Genomic DNA, 17767 nt, shown 5'->3' with positions numbered 1-17767 from the left:
CGACGACGCTCCGATTTATCGTGATTGGTTTGGAGAAGCAGTTGTTTCGCCGTCTGATGTGATTGGGTCTCTGCCAACGGACGGTTCCGATGTCACGCTTGAAATTACATCAAATGGTGGTGAGGTCGATCCGGCGACAGAAATTTGCAATGCTTTGCGCAGCTATCAAGGAAATGTGACTGCAAAGGTGATGTCAAATGCGTACTCTGCCGCTACCATTGTCGCCATGGGCGCTGACAAAGTTCAGATGGCTCCAGGCGCCAAGATGATGATCCACCGCGCATCAAGTGATGCCAGCGGAAACTCTCATGAGATGGATGCTGCTTCTGGGATGCTGCAAACTACCGATAGCGCAATCGCAAGCCTGTATTCTGCAAAAACTGGGAAGCCTGCCGACGACTTTTTAGCATTGATGGACAAAGAAACGTGGCTGGACGCTGATCAAGCTGTCGAATTAGGACTGGCAGATGAAAAGCTAGACTTCGATACGCCAATTGTAAATGCGGTAGGCCCGATTATTTCACATCAAGCGGTTCAACGAATCAAGAATCTGAAAGATGAGAACAACAAATTACGTAGTCAACTTCCAAAGCAGAACAATCTGCTAAACAAGAAGCTGGCTATTTTTTATGGAAAAAAGGAGGTCCAATAATGGACAAGTTACAAACACTTTTTAACGATGTCAGTGCCAAGTGCGCTGATTTGAACGCTCAATTAAACGCAAAGTTGCAAGATGATAATGCCTCCGTTGACGATTTTCAAAAGATCAAGGACGACTTGACCGCTGCCAAGGCACGTCGGGACGCTATTAACGATCAGATTAAAGCACTGGAGGCCGAAAAGCCGGCAGAGCCCAAAAATCAGGCAGAAGATGACAAGAACAAGGAGGGTACAGACCTGTCTAAGCAGCCAATTGATGCCAAGAAGAAAGCCATCAACGACTTCCTTCATAGTCATGGCAAGGTGGTTGATGCCGCAGCCGGTCACGTCACTTCGACCGAAGCAGGCGTACTGATTCCGGAAGAAATTATTTATGACCCTACCGCAGAAGTAAATTCGGTTGTGGATCTGTCCACTCTGGTCACCAAGACCCCGGTTACCACTCCTAAGGGCACATACCCAATCCTGAAACGAGCAACTGATCGTTTTTCTAGTGTGGCAGAGCTGGCTGAAAATCCAGCACTTGCTGAACCAGATTTTACTCAAGTGGATTGGTCGGTGACCACGTATCGCGGGTCCATCCCGATTTCAGAAGAAGCCATCGCCGATTCAGCAGTCGACTTGACCGCACTCGTTGGCCAGTCTATCAGTGAGAAGTCTGTCAACACTTACAATGCGATGATTGCGCCTGTATTGCAGTCATTCACAGCCAAGGCAACAACCACTGATACTCTTGTAGATAGCCTTAAGCATATTCTGAATGTTGACTTGGATCCGGCTTACAGTCGTGCGCTGGTTGTCACTCAATCCCTGTTCAATACGTTGGATACTTTGAAGGACAAGAATGGTCGTTACTTGCTTCATGATGCGTCTGATTCAATCACCGATGGCACTGCTAAGGGCACAATCCTTGGCGTTCCCGTCTATGTTGTTGGTGATACTCTTCTCGGCTCTGCTGCAGGTGATCAGAAGGCATTTGTTGGTGACTTGAAGCGCGGTGTCCTATTTGCGGATCGTCAACAGGTAACACTTTCATGGATTGACGATAAAATTTGGGGCCAGTATCTCGGTGCCGCATTCCGATTTGGTGTTGAAAAGGCCGATAGCAATGCCGGATATTTTGTAACCAACACAGATGCTGCATCTGGTTCAACATCCGGTTCAACTTCAGGCACTGGCAAGTAATACGACTATTAGTCGCCTAAGAAATAAACAATTCGCCAATAATGACGGGCGGCTATTAAGGGAGGGCTGAATATGGCAGATGGTCAAGGGGTTACCCCGGAAGACATGCAGCAATATCTTAATCTTGATACCGATGGGGATGCTTCGGTTCTTGCTGGCATGATCAGTACCGCAGAAGAAGCAATAATTGGGGCTATTGATGACACGATTGCGGTTGAAGTTTATCGAACGTACCCTCTGTTCAATCAGGCGGTTCGGGTGCTAGTTGACTTCATGTACTACAGCCGTGGCACGTTGTCTGACCAAATAAAGGCCTATCCGCCTAGCTACGCGTACATGATCAACAGTATTCGCTGGAAGATTCAGCGTGATCAAGCGGCAAAGGTTGGTGGGACTAATGGCTAATTTTAAAGCGGCCGATTTCAGCCGCAAGGTTGAGTTAGGTTCTCCACAATCACATAAGACTGGTGCCGGAATCAATGTCACCAGCTTTGCTCCAGCTTATAGCCTGCATTACAAACAGCAGAAACGGACGCTTACCCAGCAGTACACGCTTGTGGGAACACGTTTAGATAATTCAATCACGATCATCACCCGACATGATACTAGGAACGCTGCACAGCAGCAGGCACGCCTTGATGGTATTGTGTATGACATTTCAGACATTAGCCCAGATGACAGTAACGATGCTATTCGTTATGACTATCTGACCCTAGTTAAAACAACTAAGGGGGCGTAGCGATGGACATGGATGTAGCACTTGATCAGTGGCTTAAACAGGTGAATAAAGCGGCACAATTGAGCATTAAAGACCAAGAAAAAATAACAAAAGCTGGCGCAGATGTGTTAGCTGAAAAGCTCACTGAAGATACGAAGGCTAAACACCCGGACACTAAAGGTACCGGCGGAAAGTATGGGCATCTGAGTGAAGATATTAGCTCTTCCACTGGTGATATTGATAAAGAGCACAATGGTAAATCTGTTGCTGGATTTGGCGATAAGGCTTTCGTGGCAAGATTCTTGAATGATGGTACTAAGCATATTCGCGGAGACCATTTTGTGGATAATGCCAGAGATGATGCCAAAGATGATGTGTTCATGGCTGAAGCCGAGAAGTATAAGGAAATTATCGCCAAGTTGAACGGTGGTGGAGACAAATGAGCGCAGTAGATGATGCTGTATCTATTCTAAGCCAAGCAAATATTGCTGGAATTGACGCAATCGAAGGCAACAACCTGCCGAAGGAGTTGGTAGACAGCAAAGATAAAACCGTTGTTCTCGTCACTGATTCCGCCAACGATCCATCAACCTTTGGCAATAATGACTTTTGGTCACTTAATCAGGAAGTAGAAGTACAGATTTGGTACTCACAGGAGCTTGAAACTGATCCGGAGATCATCGATATAGCCGTGATGAAGGCATTCACTCACCAATATTGGCAAGTGGCTGCTGTTAGGCAACGCACGTTAGGCCCTGACACGCAGCAGTTGAACAACACGTTCTATTTCAGCAGAACAAAAAACATTTAAGGAGACGATTAAATGGCAACAGTAGGTTTATATGGTATTGCTTTTGCCCTGGTTGACCAAGACCAGAAATTGATCACAGGCACGGGTAAAGGCTTGGGGACTGATGGCATTTATGTTGTTAGCCGTGCAGACCTTGGCGGAAAGACTGCTAATATTACTGGCTTGGATGGCACACCGGTCAAAACGTATGGCTTTAATCGAGTGCAAGCCGTCGATATTCCGCAGGCCGAGCCTAGTGTGGCTCTCGACATTAACGATTTGAATTTTGCCATTAAGCAACAAATTAAAGGCATGATCAACGACCAAAAGGGTGGGTATACCGACCAAGGTATTCAAGCTCATGTAGCGATGCTTATTACGACCCAAACACTGAATCGATTGAACTATGTTTACTACGGATTCGGTGACGGTATCCTGAGCGAGCCTAGCGCCAACCTGCAAACTAATACTAACGCCATTCAAAAGGCTGATGATGCTCTAACTTATACGGCTTTGACAACTGATGCATTTAATGGCGCGCCCTACAAGTTGTACAGCGATTTGGACGCAAACTTTGACAAGGCCAACATGTACAAAGAGGTGTTCGGCGGATATGTATTGCCAACGCCACCAGCTGGTGGGTCAGCTTCTGGCACAGGCTCTGGCACAACAACTCACTAACATTTAGTTAGTGCTGAGAAGCCGGTTCTGATGCAATTAAGAATGAGCAGATGAGTAACTATAGAGCTCGAACGATAGAACAGCAGTCCTAACATTAGCTGAACAGCCGGCAGCAGCCACATTGATGTGCGAGTCATCAAGCCGGCATTTTTAATACTAAAAATCAAAGGATGGTACACATATGAAAATTAAAGAACAAATTTTAAGCAACCGCGAGCATTATGTAAAAGTAACTAACCGGTTGATGCGCAACACACTGAAATATCAGCTTAGCATGGCGGAAGCCGACGATGGCGATGATAAGACTGTGCCAGAAAAGCTACACATGAGCCTAGACACAATCGATGGCACTGAACAATACATTATTGACACGTTGAAACTGAACAAAGATGAGCAGGAGAAATTGGATAATCTGTCATTTGACGACACGTTACGAATTGCGAATCACGTGGTGTTGCGTGTTCAAGGCTTAAGCGAAGAAGACATTGAAATGGCAAAGAAACAAAGCCAGTCTGCGGACAAAAGCGAAGAAGACTAGTGCTCCTGAACGTGTATTTGAATTAAAAAATAAGCTTGAAGACTTTGATTACTTTGGACAGAACACAATGGTCAACATGCATTGGACGTCTGACCAGTTCTGGAATGCAGATTATTTTGGGCTGATGGAGTTATTGAATGCCAAGCCAGAAAAAGATAGGCCAGTTGATCCAGGCCAGATGTTTGAGCAGTACAAACAACAAGAGAAAGGGTGATTTGAATGACACAACAAATTAACGCAACAATGAGCACAAGTATCGCCCTGGACCTGTTGAGTGCCAGTGAATCCGTCAAATCTTTGACTTCTGTGGTCAGGTCAAGCCAGAGTGCTTGGAAAGCACAAGAAGCTGAGATGAAATCAGCCGGCGATATGGCTGGCGCTGCCCAAGTCAAATATGAAGGCCTGGGCAAATCTATAGAAGCACAGCAGAGCAAGATTGACGCTCTTAAAGCAAAACAAGCTGAATTAAAGGGCAATACTAGTGAAACTGCCCAGCAATTCTTGAAGTATGGACAGCAAATTGATGCTGCCAGCAAGCAATTAGCATCAATGCAGGCTCAGCAAGACAGAGCAAAAACCGCCATGGACTACCAAAAGAGCGGTTTAGCAGGGTTGCAAGATGAATACCGGAAAGCGTCACAAGCCAATCAGGTTTATGTTGAGCGCTTACAGGCTGAGGGCAAGCAACAGGAAGCAAACAAAGCCCAGATTAATGGCTACAAATCCAGTATTAGCAACCTTAATGAACAATTATCAAAGCAATCAGCTGAGCTAGATAAGATTGCATCTGCATCGGGAAAAGACAGCGACGCATACAGGACTCAGCAGAACCGTATTAACGAAACTGCTACCAGCATAGCCAAAGCTAAGAGCAGCATGACGGGCCTTCAAGACGAAATGAACAAGGCCAATCCATCAATATTCACCAGAATCAAAGATGCAATTAGCAGCACAAACAAACAAGCCGACAAAACACCTGGGCTGCTGCGTAAAATTGTTTCCGGGGATTTGATTAGTAATGCAATCAGCTCTGTTTGGACAACGATTCAGACGCAGGGAAAAACAGTATTACAGCAGGGACTGCAAATTGCAGAAGCTGGAGAGCAGGCCAAAAGAATATGGACGTCCCTAGGTGTATCAGATTCTGGTGCCGATGCATTGATCAATCAAATGCGAGAGTTGAAATCTGAGACCAATCTATCCGCCGATCAAGTGGACACATTGCAAAAGCGGTTCTATGGCATGACTGGTAGTGTTCAAAAAACACAAGAGCTGACTACTGGCGTGGCTACACTGTCTGATAAATTGCGATTGAGTGGCGATGCTGGTACTTCCATGGCGAAGTCTTTACAGCGTGCCTTCAACAGTGGCAAGTTAACCACTGGTGTTTTGACGCGAATGGAGAACGCTGCACCTGGCTTGGGCTCTGCACTGGCTCAAGCGGCCGGCATGTCCGAACAAGCATTCAACAAGATGGTTTCTGGCGGCCAAATGTCCAGTCAAAAGCTGCAAGACCTGATTGTTAAAATTGGTGGGAGCAGCAAAACTGTTTTTGCTGACTTTGGCAACACGGCCGAGGGCGCTGAGCAAAGATTAAAAGGTGCCTGGCAAAGTATTGAAGCCAAAATGGCTAAGCCTCTGGTATCTGTCCAATCAACTGGTATCAACTCCGTGGTTAACGTTTTGCAGTCTGCTGCTGTGCAGTCGCTGTTTACGTCTGCTGGCGAAGGAATTGCTAAAATCACACAGAAGGCTTCGGACCTCTTAAACTATGTTGCTCAACACCAAAAAGATATTGGTGGCATCGTCACGGACTTAGCCGACATTGTTAAAATTGCAGGAAGCTATGTCTGGGACAGTTTCAAGGGCATTTTGAAAGATGTTGCTAACTGGTTTGGTATCAGCGGAAAAAATGCACAGTCTATGAAAAATCCACTGGCTACCATCCATGACATTCTGGACAAAATTGTGCAGAACAAGGATGGAATCAAGACCGCAGTCAACATCATTGCTGGCTTATGGATGACGAAAAAGGCCATTGGCTTTGCTAGTTCAGTTGGACGAGTGTACACAAACCTGAAGAACTTAGCTGATTCAAAACTGTTCGTCAAGATTGCTTCTAACTTTGGCCTAATCAATAAAGCTGAAAGCGCAAGCGATGGTGCGGCACCAGCAATTAGTAATGTTGAAAATACAGCTTCAAAGGCCAGATTAGGAAGCCGTGTGCTCAAAGGCACGTCTAACCTAGCCGCCACTGGCACTGCTATTGATGTGGGCGGCAGTATTGTAGCATCTCTGGTAAGCAACAATGAACAGCAAAAGATAGCAGCCGCATCTAAAGCCACTGGCTCAGTAATTGGTGGAGGTATTGGTGCCGCTGTTGGTTCATTGATCGGACCAGAAGGAACTGCGGCCGGTGCTAAATTTGGCTCTGCCATTGGTGACGCATTAGGCAGTACAAAGACAGCTCAAACATGGGCTAAAGACATTCAAAAGTCTGTTGACGCTGCTTCTAAGGGTATTACGATGCCAGCACCTAAAATCAGTGCAGACACCAAGGCTTTGGGCGACAGCATGGCTAAGTATACAAAAGAACTGTCTAAAAAATTGGTTGTTTCATTTAGCACTGATCCTAAGTCAATGGCAAAGGCTAAGCAATCAGTTGATAAAACCTATGCCGATATGTCAAAGTCAGTCGATAGATACTATGCGAATAAAGAAAAAGCGTCGTCTAAGGATTTACAGACGTTAGTCAAAGAGGGGGTATTAACTCAAAAGCAGGCTGATGCTCAGCTGACCAAAGAAATTAAGTCAGATGCAGCAGCAGCAAAAGCTAAAAAGTCAACCTATGCCACCATGGCTAAGGACGCCAATACCTACTACAGTCAGTCTGAAAAAATTGCCAGTGGTAACACAACTAAGTTGCTGGCACTGGCTAAGAAATATGGTACAAACAGCAAGCAGTACGAAGATGAAAAGAACAAGGAACTGCTAGCTTCGTACAAGTCTTATGCTAATCAGTACGCAAAACAACAGCTGACCAACAATAGCAAGATTACATCTATGGTCAAGTCTGGTGCTAGCCAACAAGAAAAGCTATTGGCTGCATTCAATAAGCGTAAAAACACGATGTCTTTGCAGCAAATTGAGAGCACGGCCAAGAATGCTAAAAAAGAATATGATGCTGCAGTTAGACCGGCCCAACAAGCTAGAGATGCCATTATCAAGGCTGCCGATACTCGATACAAGAGTACAGTAGCTGCCGCAACGCACGAATACAAAGATACCGGTAGTATCTCAAAGTCTCAGTATGATGCCATCGTATCGAAGGCAAGACAACAACGGGACGACACTTCCTCAGCGGCCAAAGACCAATATTCCAACGTTACGAAACACGCCACAAACCAATACAAATCCACAGTTTCTGCCATCAGCAAGCAGAAGTCAGAAGCCATCACTCAGCAACAATTACAAGATACAGGTGTATCAACTGAAGCGGCATCGCAATCTAAAAAGGTAGTAGGTCATTCAACAAAGCAAGCAAACAGTAGTCTGAAAGCTGCTCACCATCAAGCTACTGGCACGAATAGTATTTTCAGTGGTCTAAACAGCTGGTGGAATAAAGTTGTCAAGTTCTTTGGCGGAAGCTCAGCTCCCACAGGCTCTGGCGATTATGGTTATACAGAAATTGGTGGCTTAGCCTACTCAAATGGTGGTGCTGTCAAGAACGGCATGGCATTAGTTGGTGAAGCTGGACCAGAATTGCAGTACCAACCATGGTCAGGACAATACAAACTGCTTGGCACTAATGGTCCACAACTGACCAATGTTGCAAATGGTGACTACATTTTGAACGCTCGTGACACTGCCAAAGTGTTATCAGGTGAATTAGGCCATGTTTTGCCGGGTTATGCAAATGGTTTAGGAGACTTGAGTGGCTTTTTCAACGGAATCAAGAGCACAGTGTCTAAAGTTTGGGACAAAGTAAGCAAGTCAGTCAAGGGAATCCTAAAAAAGATTGGCAATCCTCTTAAATTCTTCACTGGATTGGCTGACAGAATATTCGATGTCAATTCTGTTCATGGAGCAGGTTCACTGGCTCGGCAAACAAGTAAAAGCATGCGAGATCAAGATGTAAATGGTATTGCCTCTCTGTTTTCTAAGCTCAAGTCTTCAGCAAAAGAAATGGAAGCAAGTAGTGTTGCTGGACAGCCAAAACAAGCCCAAGCATGGTTGCCCATTGTCGAAAAGCTGATGCAGCAGATGGGCGCTAACCCGCCAAATGGTATTTCAAGTGAAGCCGCAGCATTCGTGCGTGAAATCGCTAGGGAATCAGGCGGTAACCCGACCATTAGACAGACAGTTTGGGATAAGAACATGGCGAATGGTGACCCAGCCGAAGGATTGTTGCAATTCATTCCATCAACATTCATGTCCTATGCTGTTCCTGGTCACACTAATATTCTCAATGGTGAAGACCAAATCATGGCAACAATCAATGCTTATATGCATTCAGGGGCTTGGGGAAACATTGGTACTGGTGAACAGATTGACTTCTTAGCCAACGGTGGTTTAGTCAATCGTCCGCTTTCAGCCATTATCGGCGAAGATGGGCCTGAAACAGTATTGCCACTAGGCGCAGCTAAAGCATCTCGAGCTTGGCAGCTGTTAGGACAAGCAGTGACCAATATCAATCAGAATTTGGGTGCTTCTTCCAACAACAATGGTCAATCAGACAGCGATGTGGGCAGTAAGCTGGATGCTATTATCAGCCTACTTACTTTGGCCGTCGAGAGTGGTCAGAGTGATAACACGTCAGGGGCAAGCAACAGTTCTATGCTTCGAAACCTGGCTAAGCTGTTAGCCCCGTATCAGCAGCAACAAATGAATAACCAGAAGTTAAGAGGAGGGGTGATTATTTGACAGCCATTGGCGGTATCACATGGAATGGGCAAAACAGTGCCGATCTCGGTCTAGCAATTACCTACGACAGCAGCCAACTGGCTGGTGGGCTGTTCTCATCGACGTTGACGCAGATTGGCGGCCAGTCAGCGGCAGTAATTCAGTCCAATAACCGGTTTGATAATGTCTCCCAAGTGTTCAATTTCACCACATATCGCCCTATTCAGCAGGCCGATATTGCTCCGCTGCACCGTGCAGTCCAAGACTGGCTGTTTTCTGGCATGGATTTAAGCCAGTATCAAATACTGGCATTCGACGGCTATCCAGATTATTACTGGCGAGCTGTTCCCAGTGCCCTGACACCGTTTACGATGAACAAAGGAGTAATCACATTCTCGGTGACGTTCAGCTGCCTACCCTATGCCTACGAGACCGGCAGCGATAAATACCAACCGGTCGGCACCGGATCGGTCATTAACAATCCACGGCTGTATAGTGCATTGCCACTATGGCATGTTAAAGGTACTGGTAACGGCAGCTTCGTGCTGAACGGCACAACATATAATTTTCTGGGGCTTAATGGCGACCTGTATGTTGATTCAGAAACCGAGGAAGTCTATGACGCAGCTAACAATTATCAGCCGAGCATGGTACAGTTCGACAATTATGCGTTTCCAGTTCTTGATACTGGTAAGAACACGTTCGGAACACTTACAAATATTACATTGGAGGTGATGCCAAGATGGCGGACGCTGCTTTAAAAATTCCACTGGTTTACGAACATAGCACAGACGATCAATCCACGCTAGGGCTGGGACACGTGGAGCATGTGATCAGCTGCCAAGTGGAGTCAGTGTATGACCAATTTCCACAAATGACACTGATTTGCGAATACACGCAGTCTAACGCCGACCGCTTGCTGAAAGATAGGATTCTGCTGGCAGACGTTGGCGATGGCTGGAACAAGCAGATGTTCCGCATCAATTCAGTTGAGAGTGATTGGTCAGACAATCAGCGCGAAATGACGATTATTGCTACTCATGTGGCTGCAGATTTGTCTGGAAATGTGCTGACTGCCGATGTAAGCACGGCCAATGCTAGTCCTAGCCAAGTATGGTCAATGGTAGCGTCAAATTTAGCCGAGCCAACTGATGTAACGGTCAACAGCAGCATTACCGATGTGGCCATCGTAAACTGGGACGCTACTCAAGTCGACCAGCTGAGCAGCATTCTATTCGGCCGCGACAGCAAAAGCCCCAGCTTTACGTCTTTGTACAACGCCGAATGGTGGTTTGATAACTACGCCTGGACGTTCGAACACCATGTTGGACGAGATACCGGCATTGTTATCAAATACGGCAAGCATCTGAAGTCACTGCAGAACACGGACACGGTAGCCGGGGTATATACTGCCGTGCGCCCAATCAGCAAATATACGCCTGGCCAGACCGGCACTGGTGATGACAGCAATGTGGTCGCACTAGACGGCACGGCAATGATTCAGTACGCCGGCACAGGCGGATTGCCCGTGTTTGACACCCCATTCAAAGGGCAAGTGGCGACTGGCAAGACACTGACCAACGGTTCACGATTTAAGATTTATAGCTATGCTGAAACAGGCACGGTCAACGATCACACTTGGTACAACCTTGGTGGTAAGCAGTGGGTCGACGGTAACTATCTGAGCTTCGACAAAGGAGCAACAGGACAGTTCCCCAACACCGTTGGTAACAAAGCCACCGGCAAGGGCACGATCGCAGCTGGTCTGGCTGACAAACCAGGGGTAATTTCAAAATATGATGGCGTAATTACAGTCAATTACGTAGGCCCTGGCAAGGTGGCAATCTGGGACAGTCCCTGGGCTGGCCGTCATGTGACGGGTCGATATATGGCTAATGGATCGGCGTGGAATGCATACGGCAAAGCCACTGACGAATCAGGCCAAACTTGGTACAACTTGGGCGGCAATCAATGGGTCAATGCACAATATGTTGCGGTTGATAAAGCTAAAGACTATGCCTATCAAAAAGTACGCGGGATCGGCACAGCAAAGGTCGATAAAGGCAAGATTGCGTTGTGGAACCGGCCCAGCTTCAACGGCTCGATTGTCCGCATGATTAGTTCCGGCACTCGCTGGCAAATTTACGGTGAGGCGGCTGGTGGAAGCACCACATGGTATGACCTTGGCGGCAGCCGATGGATTGATGGCCAATACATGGATTTTTCGGCGGCTAATGCTGTGGAACCAAAGCCAGTAGGGGGTGATGCCAGCAGTAGTGACACGAGCAGTGATACTTCCGACACAGTTTGGAGCTACAATTCACCAGGCACGTGGAATACTCGGGTCAAGCAGTACAACACAGGCAATCAAGTCACGATCTATGGCCAAGGCAGTGGTGGCGGGGCCACCTGGTATAACATCGGCACGAACGAATGGATTCAGGCGGATTATCTGACGTTTGGCAATAACACTGATGTTGATCCAAGTGGTTCCGCTGATGACATGACTGCAGAAGCCACAGAAGTCACGGTAACCCTGCCTGAAAAATACATTGCCGTACCGATGCCAGATGGGCAACAATACGAGCACCAGCGCATCGCCAATTTCGATGCAAGCAGTTACAACATCGACAATGTGGATGACCTTCGTTCAATTACTCAGGCCTACATTCGAGACAACAACATTGGCAAGCCGCAGATCACGCTGACCATCGATTACGACGAGCTGCAAGGACATTACAGCAATCTGACAAGCGTCCGTTGTTATGACGTTGTTACCGTGTTTCTGCCAGAGATCAATCTAAGCATCAAGGCCGAAGTCACTAATGTGATTTACGACACACTGTTGCAAGCTAACACGCAAGTTACTATTGGCAATCGGCCGCTAACAACGACAGACGATCTGGCGGCATGGGTAAAAAAGGCGGAAGACAAGGCTAGCACGGCGGCCCAAAAAAATAGTGATGCCGTGGATGACATGGACTTGGCTTGGAAAAAAGCAATCGACACGACCAATGCAGCGTTTAAGGCCGGTGATATCAAGACTGCTGAGCAGCAGACGGAATGGGAAAACCAATTCAAGGAAACTATCGATCAAGACATCAACAGCTTCAAAGATTATGTTGGTGGGCAAGTCCAAAGTGCCAATGAATTAGCCAGCATCGTGCATTACAACAACAATGACGTCACTTTTTTCAATGGCAGCGGAACACAAGTTGGCAGCCTAGGCGCAGGCGGCTTAGTTTACACCGATCCTAGCACGGGCAAGACGACATCCGTTGTTGATGCTAACGGAAACATCGGAGCTAATTACATTGTCGGCAATTCGATTACAGGCACGGTGATTAAAGGTGCAGAAATTGATGGCGGCTCGATAGACGGAGATATTTTTATTAGAAGTAAAAGCGGAAGCAGCTACGCTGTGATGTCTTATGCAAATGGCTTTTCCATTACCAATGGATCAGCGACCAGTGCCTTAGGACCGACCTCATTAACAATTCAGGGAGAATCACTGCAGCTGATTGATGTCAAAAACTTACACTACTTACTACAAAAGAATGGGATGGATCATGGATAACACGATGAGCTATGCAACACGTACGCTGGCTAATCATATGGCTGGCATGGCTACACAGATTGGCATCCTACAGCAAAAAGTAGACGAATTGAACCAAGCTAACCAGATTCTTAAGGAACAGTTAAATAGGAAGGAAGGTGATGCGAATGACACTGCCAAGACTGACACTGACAATGGACAAGCGGGAGAAAAGCCAGCAGAAGCTGCATCTGCGGCAAAGTGAGCGTGGTCTGAGTTTAACTGCTGAACTGTCTGACTATAACGGTGCACCCTATGATTTGACTGGCATGCTGGTCAGATTTAAGGATGCCAAAGCGGGCGGAAAATCAGTATCTGATGACAATGTGACCATAGCCAATGACCCCAAGACCGGTGTCGTCACATATCCAGTTCACAGCCAAGTGTTTGCTGCAAACGGAATTGGTTGGTTTGAAATTTTCAACTCGGATGGGACCTTAGTCGACAGCACGCAGAACATCCCAATCGTGGTCGATAATGATATTTCCGGCACGCTCGACAACAGCGACTACATCAGCGGATTGTCTGGACTTAAGGCTCAGCTGCAAGGCATCGTCAATAGTGCTCAGCAGACACTAGATAATGCAGTTTCAGGCGCCAGCACCGCTGCCAGTAATGCAAATCAAGCCGCGCAAGCAGCACAAGCATTGGCTAATGACATTCCTAATGACCCAAAGTACAAAGGCACACCAGGTAAGGATGGCAAAGATGGCAAAGACGGGTTAAGCATTACTATCTCTGATAAAGCAGTCACCGCTGGTGATATGACTACGGAGCCAGACGGCACATTAGTCATCGACAGCAACGACAGTTTGTATCAAGCAGTAAACGGTAAGTGGGTGTTGCGCGGCAATATCAAAGGCAGCAAAGGTGATACCGGCACGGGTATTCAGCTCAAGGGATCAGCTGATTCCACTGATAAGCTGCCGGCCACTGGCAACACGCCGGGGGATACCTATGTGGTGCAAGGCCACCTGTACATCTGGGAAAACGACGTTTGGACCGATGGCGGTGAGCTGCAAGGGCCAAAGGGCGATGATGGCCGATCAGCTTATCAAGTATGGCTGGACTCCGGCCACACTGGTACACAGGCCGACTTTTTAGCGACACTTAAAGGCGCCGATGGGAAGGATGGCACGATACCAGATTTAACGCCATATCTCAAGGCCGCCAACGATGCCCAGCTCTGGTCTGGCGACCTCGACACGCTTCAAACCTCTGGCCGGTATTGGCTGATGAACGGCATCACTAATGCGCCAATCACCGACCGCTGGTGGCTGGTGATCGTCATCGCCAACACGTCCAGCACAGACAAACGAGTGGAGCAGATTGCGATTGATGACCGGTACGGCATTGTGTATTACCGGATGCTAGCAGCTAGCGGCTGGAGTGCTTGGCAGCAGCTGGCAACGATGGCCGCCGTATCCGCAGCAATTAGCTCCGCCGCCCCGGACCTCTCACCTTACTTAAAGTCAGCAGATGCAGCAAACACCTATCAGACTGCGACACAGGTGCAGGCGGTTGTGGATGCCAAGGTAGTTCCTGTGGCGGATGAGGCAACGGCCACCAGCAACTCGGCTACCCACCCCACGGCTTTGTATGTTTGGCCGGAGGTGTAGTCATGGGAATAATGATTGGTGGTAAAAAAATGACGGGCCTGATGATTGGTGGTAAAAAAATTGCCGGAGCTTATTATGGCGGCAAATGTGTTTATCGTGATGTGGTCACACTATTTTCAGGGCCAAAGACAATCAATGGGGGTGGTTATTATTTTGATGTTGACATCCCGGCTGGGACAAAGTCAATCGTGATTAAACTTGATAAATATATTACCAGTGCAAAGGAAACACTGAACTATACACCTATTAGTATAAAAAACGGCTGCATTGTTTTCCCCGTGCAAACTGGCGGCTATCAAGGATACATTGATTGTACAGTATCGTTTTATCTTTTGTTTGATGATTCTAGTGGTAAAAATGTTTTACAGATTCGTTCTTTACCTTTGGGGACCGTTGGTTCCGGTCCAGTAACTGTAGTAGGAATTTACGCAGGATAAAGGAGAATAAAAATGGCAGAAACAGACACGTATAAACGGGTTAAATTACAGCTGACCGGTACAAGTTTCAGACGGCAAAGCAATAACTAGAAAGGATTGATTTATTTTGGCAGAAACAGACACGTATAAACAGGTATTCGTGACCTATCCTGTTCAGCAGCAGGACGGTAACTTTTATCATATTGATTATGTCCCCCAATATGTACCAGTAGAATACCCCAAGACGACTGACCCGATCCCAGCCGAATTGCAAGGAAAAATTGCAAAATATGACTGGCAGACGAGTGAATGGATTGATTCCGGAATTGACCCAACCACTGCGGCCATTACAGCATTGCAAGCAAACGCTGCAATGCTCATGTTGCAGTTTACAACGATTAAAAGCACGCTGGCAGGACTGCAGAAGCAAATTTCTTCATTAACTAACCCAGCAACTACTACCACTAAGGAGGCCTAAACATGGACAGATTCGTGTTGATGTACTACAAGATGGGATTGTTCACTATTCCCGATATGCAACTTTTTGTGCAAGCTGGCGAAATCACCGCTGACCAGTATAAGCAAGCAACGGGCGAGGATTATGTGGCACCGGCAGCATAGATTGGAGGCCACTTATGCATATCATTTTAGGTCTATCAATCGCTGAATGGGCTGAAACACTGACTGCCCTTGGGGTGCTAGTGAGTGCTGGCAGCTGGCTGTTTAAGAAAATTGCTCTGGACCCGCTGCGAGCTGATATTCAGATGTTGTCTGAGCAGATTGGGCAACAGCTCAAAGCCCACGAGCAAACACTTGCGTCGATTAATGGGCGCATCAAGGAACATGACAAAGAACTCGGCAGTCACTCGGAACGAATTACCCGTCTAGAAGATCATGCAGGAATCAAAGGAGACGACAATCACAATGAAGATTAATTGGAAAGTACGTTTTTTGTCTGTTAAATTCTGGCTGGCCTTGGTGCCAGCTATTTTATTGGTCGGGCAAGCGGTCGCTGCGGTGTTTGGCTATAATTGGGACTTTGCCAGTTTGGGCAAGGAACTGACGGGTGTGATCAATGCAGTGTTCGCCGTGCTGGCTATTCTTGGGGTAGTAACTGACCCTACGACAGCCGGTGTTGCCGACAGTGCCCAGGCACTAACCTACACTAAACCAGCTAAGGATACCGTGCCTGATCCGGTACCGGCTGAACCGCTGCAAGCCAATGTGCAGGGCCAGCTGGTCAATGACACTCTGCCAGACGGCTCTGCCACGGAAACCACTGCGAATGGAGCTGACAGTAATGTCGTTCAGCATTGATGCCGCAATCAATTACATGTATCAGCTGCAAAAGGCTGGTGTGACCTATTCAATGGACCACAGTCGCACGGGAACCGATGGCACAGCTGACTGCTCAGGCGCTGTTTATGCATCCTTGCGAGCAGGTGGAATGCCTAGTGCTGGCTATGTACTCGACACTGAAAGTATGCACTCCTGGCTGTTGAATAACGGCTGGCAACGGGTAGCAGATAACAGCGATTGGAATGCCCAGCGCGGCGACGTGTTCATCTGGGGCAAGATTGGCGACAGTGCAGGTGCTGGTGGCCACACGGGTATCTTTGTTGACCACGACAACATTATCCACTGCAACTACGCGCACAATGGTGTGAGTATTAATAATCACGACAGATACTGGACCGCCGATGGGTGTCCCTATTTTTATGCGTATCGGTATGCCGGTGCGCAAGAAGCAGATCAAGGAGATGATACCGATATGGATTTGAGCAAATTGACTAGCTTGGCACCAGTCACTGCCTACGGCGTGGCATGGATCACTAACCCCAATGGGGCCGCCTTGTGGGATAACACTGGCAAGGTGCTTAAGCGCCTGCCTTATGGCACATCTTGGGTCGTCGTAGACGTGAACAAGGGTCGGCTGAACGTGGGCGGCTGGATCGACCCGGCAGATGCGGTAGTAAAGATCAACAAGGGAGCCGCGGGCGACTGGTCAGGCACCGTGGTTCGGGTGACTGCTGACGGTGCCTACACGCAAGCTCAGCCCAAGCCTAATCAAGCAGGTGTCCAGTATCTGCCCAAAGGCAGTCGCTGGCAAGTCGTTGGTGTAAGCAAGGACGGGAATTATGTCAACATTGGCGGGTACGTTGATGCCAGCAAAGTGAACATCGAACTGTAGCAGAAAACCCGGGGCTTAGGCCTCGGGCTTTTTTTGTGGGAAATTGCCCCACTACACAATTACTACACAGATTTTTTAGAAACACCGGTATCACTGCGATTGGAGCGTATATTACAATCCCTCGCTCTCCGTAATTGACTCGAACTGAGTTTACTTGAACCCCTGAAATGCCTTTATACCGGCGTTTCGGGGGTTTTGTTTTTGTCTGGATTTGATCGAATTACGATGACTGTGCACAAATCTTGCACAGAAAACGTAAGCGGTCGTTGACATAGGTATCGTGACCCGGTGCAGGCCTCCTTGTAAACTTGGTTTATCAAGTAAACAAGGAGGCCTTTCATGGTTCAAATCAAAGATATCGTGCCGATCCAGGTGACCGACCGGTCGCCGAAGCCGCTGGTCAAACCGCAGGTTGCGGCACGAGTGAAGCTCAAGGACGCCGAGGTCGTGTTTTACACCGGTGTTGACCGGG

At 47.5% G+C, this 17767-nt stretch carries 20 protein-coding genes; all 20 read left to right on the top strand.

Annotation, left to right across the window (positions count from 1 at the left end; genetic code table 11):
• The coding region (locus tag H627_RS0113280) for a head maturation protease, ClpP-related (RefSeq protein WP_027829341.1) at positions 1-652 on the top strand (652 nt) is incomplete at its 5' end.
• Entirely contained in the window at positions 652-1845 is a 1194-nt protein-coding gene (locus tag H627_RS0113275) for a phage major capsid protein (protein ID WP_027829340.1), read from the top strand. The genes H627_RS0113280 and H627_RS0113275, both read left to right, overlap by 1 nt.
• Positions 1846-1917: 72 nt before the next feature.
• Positions 1918-2250 (top strand): head-tail connector protein, encoded by a 333-nt coding sequence (locus H627_RS0113270; protein ID WP_027829339.1) that lies wholly within the window; start codon positions 1918-1920, stop codon positions 2248-2250.
• Positions 2243-2584, top strand: a complete 342-nt coding sequence (locus H627_RS0113265) for a phage head closure protein (RefSeq protein WP_027829338.1) — start codon at positions 2243-2245, stop codon at positions 2582-2584. Before H627_RS0113270 ends, H627_RS0113265 begins: the two co-directional genes overlap by 8 nt.
• 2 nt (positions 2585-2586) lie before the next feature.
• Positions 2587-3006: an HK97-gp10 family putative phage morphogenesis protein gene (locus tag H627_RS0113260; RefSeq protein WP_027829337.1), complete on the top strand. Its 420-nt coding sequence runs from the start codon at positions 2587-2589 to the stop codon at positions 3004-3006.
• Entirely contained in the window at positions 3003-3374 is a 372-nt protein-coding gene (locus tag H627_RS0113255) for a DUF806 family protein (protein ID WP_027829336.1), read from the top strand. Before H627_RS0113260 ends, H627_RS0113255 begins: the two co-directional genes overlap by 4 nt.
• 12 nt (positions 3375-3386) lie before the next feature.
• Complete coding sequence (locus H627_RS0113250) at positions 3387-4034, top strand: phage tail protein (protein WP_027829335.1); 648 nt, start codon at positions 3387-3389, stop codon at positions 4032-4034.
• A 181-nt stretch (positions 4035-4215) separates the two neighbouring features.
• Entirely contained in the window at positions 4216-4572 is a 357-nt protein-coding gene (locus H627_RS0113245; protein WP_027829334.1) for a phage tail tube assembly chaperone, read from the top strand.
• Positions 4520-4786, top strand: a complete 267-nt coding sequence (locus H627_RS0113240; RefSeq protein WP_258457777.1) for a hypothetical protein — start codon at positions 4520-4522, stop codon at positions 4784-4786. Before H627_RS0113245 ends, H627_RS0113240 begins: the two co-directional genes overlap by 53 nt.
• Positions 4787-4791: 5 nt before the next feature.
• Positions 4792-9495, top strand: a complete 4704-nt coding sequence (locus H627_RS20180; protein WP_051225441.1) for a tape measure protein — start codon at positions 4792-4794, stop codon at positions 9493-9495.
• Positions 9492-10235, top strand: coding sequence for a hypothetical protein (locus H627_RS0113230; protein WP_027829332.1), 744 nt, complete (start codon positions 9492-9494; stop codon positions 10233-10235). Before H627_RS20180 ends, H627_RS0113230 begins: the two co-directional genes overlap by 4 nt.
• Positions 10217-13051, top strand: coding sequence for a phage tail spike protein (locus H627_RS0113225; protein ID WP_027829331.1), 2835 nt, complete (start codon positions 10217-10219; stop codon positions 13049-13051). Before H627_RS0113230 ends, H627_RS0113225 begins: the two co-directional genes overlap by 19 nt.
• On the top strand, positions 13044-13274 hold the full coding sequence (locus H627_RS20360; RefSeq protein ID WP_152319475.1) for a hypothetical protein: 231 nt from the start codon (positions 13044-13046) through the stop codon (positions 13272-13274). Before H627_RS0113225 ends, H627_RS20360 begins: the two co-directional genes overlap by 8 nt.
• A complete protein-coding gene (locus H627_RS18420) occupies positions 13198-14688 on the top strand; it encodes a BppU family phage baseplate upper protein (RefSeq protein ID WP_035441103.1) in 1491 nt (496 codons plus the stop codon). The genes H627_RS20360 and H627_RS18420 overlap by 77 nt, the downstream gene beginning before the upstream one ends.
• Positions 14689-14690: 2 nt before the next feature.
• Positions 14691-15125 carry a hypothetical protein gene (locus tag H627_RS0113215; protein WP_027829330.1) on the top strand — a complete coding sequence of 145 codons (435 nt, stop codon included), beginning with the start codon at positions 14691-14693 and terminating at the stop codon, positions 15123-15125.
• A gap of 106 nt (positions 15126-15231) precedes the next feature.
• Positions 15232-15582 carry a hypothetical protein gene (locus tag H627_RS0113210; protein ID WP_027829329.1) on the top strand — a complete coding sequence of 117 codons (351 nt, stop codon included), beginning with the start codon at positions 15232-15234 and terminating at the stop codon, positions 15580-15582.
• Between the two features lie 2 nt (positions 15583-15584).
• Positions 15585-15725, top strand: a complete 141-nt coding sequence (locus tag H627_RS19815; RefSeq protein ID WP_081674927.1) for an XkdX family protein — start codon at positions 15585-15587, stop codon at positions 15723-15725.
• A 14-nt stretch (positions 15726-15739) separates the two neighbouring features.
• Entirely contained in the window at positions 15740-16039 is a 300-nt protein-coding gene (locus tag H627_RS0113200; protein ID WP_035441101.1) for a hypothetical protein, read from the top strand.
• The gene (locus H627_RS0113195) at positions 16029-16421 is read left to right on the top strand and encodes a phage holin (protein ID WP_027829327.1); all 393 of its coding nucleotides are present in this window, start codon (positions 16029-16031) and stop codon (positions 16419-16421) included. Before H627_RS0113200 ends, H627_RS0113195 begins: the two co-directional genes overlap by 11 nt.
• Positions 16405-17295, top strand: coding sequence for a peptidoglycan amidohydrolase family protein (locus H627_RS19470; RefSeq protein WP_051225440.1), 891 nt, complete (start codon positions 16405-16407; stop codon positions 17293-17295). Before H627_RS0113195 ends, H627_RS19470 begins: the two co-directional genes overlap by 17 nt.
• Positions 17296-17767 lie beyond the last annotated feature (472 nt).

Source organism: Schleiferilactobacillus harbinensis DSM 16991 (genome assembly GCF_000425885.1).
Taxonomy (GTDB): domain Bacteria; phylum Bacillota; class Bacilli; order Lactobacillales; family Lactobacillaceae; genus Schleiferilactobacillus; species Schleiferilactobacillus harbinensis.
Note: the sequence above shows the minus strand (reverse complement) of the source record. Positions and strands in the feature narration are given on the sequence as shown.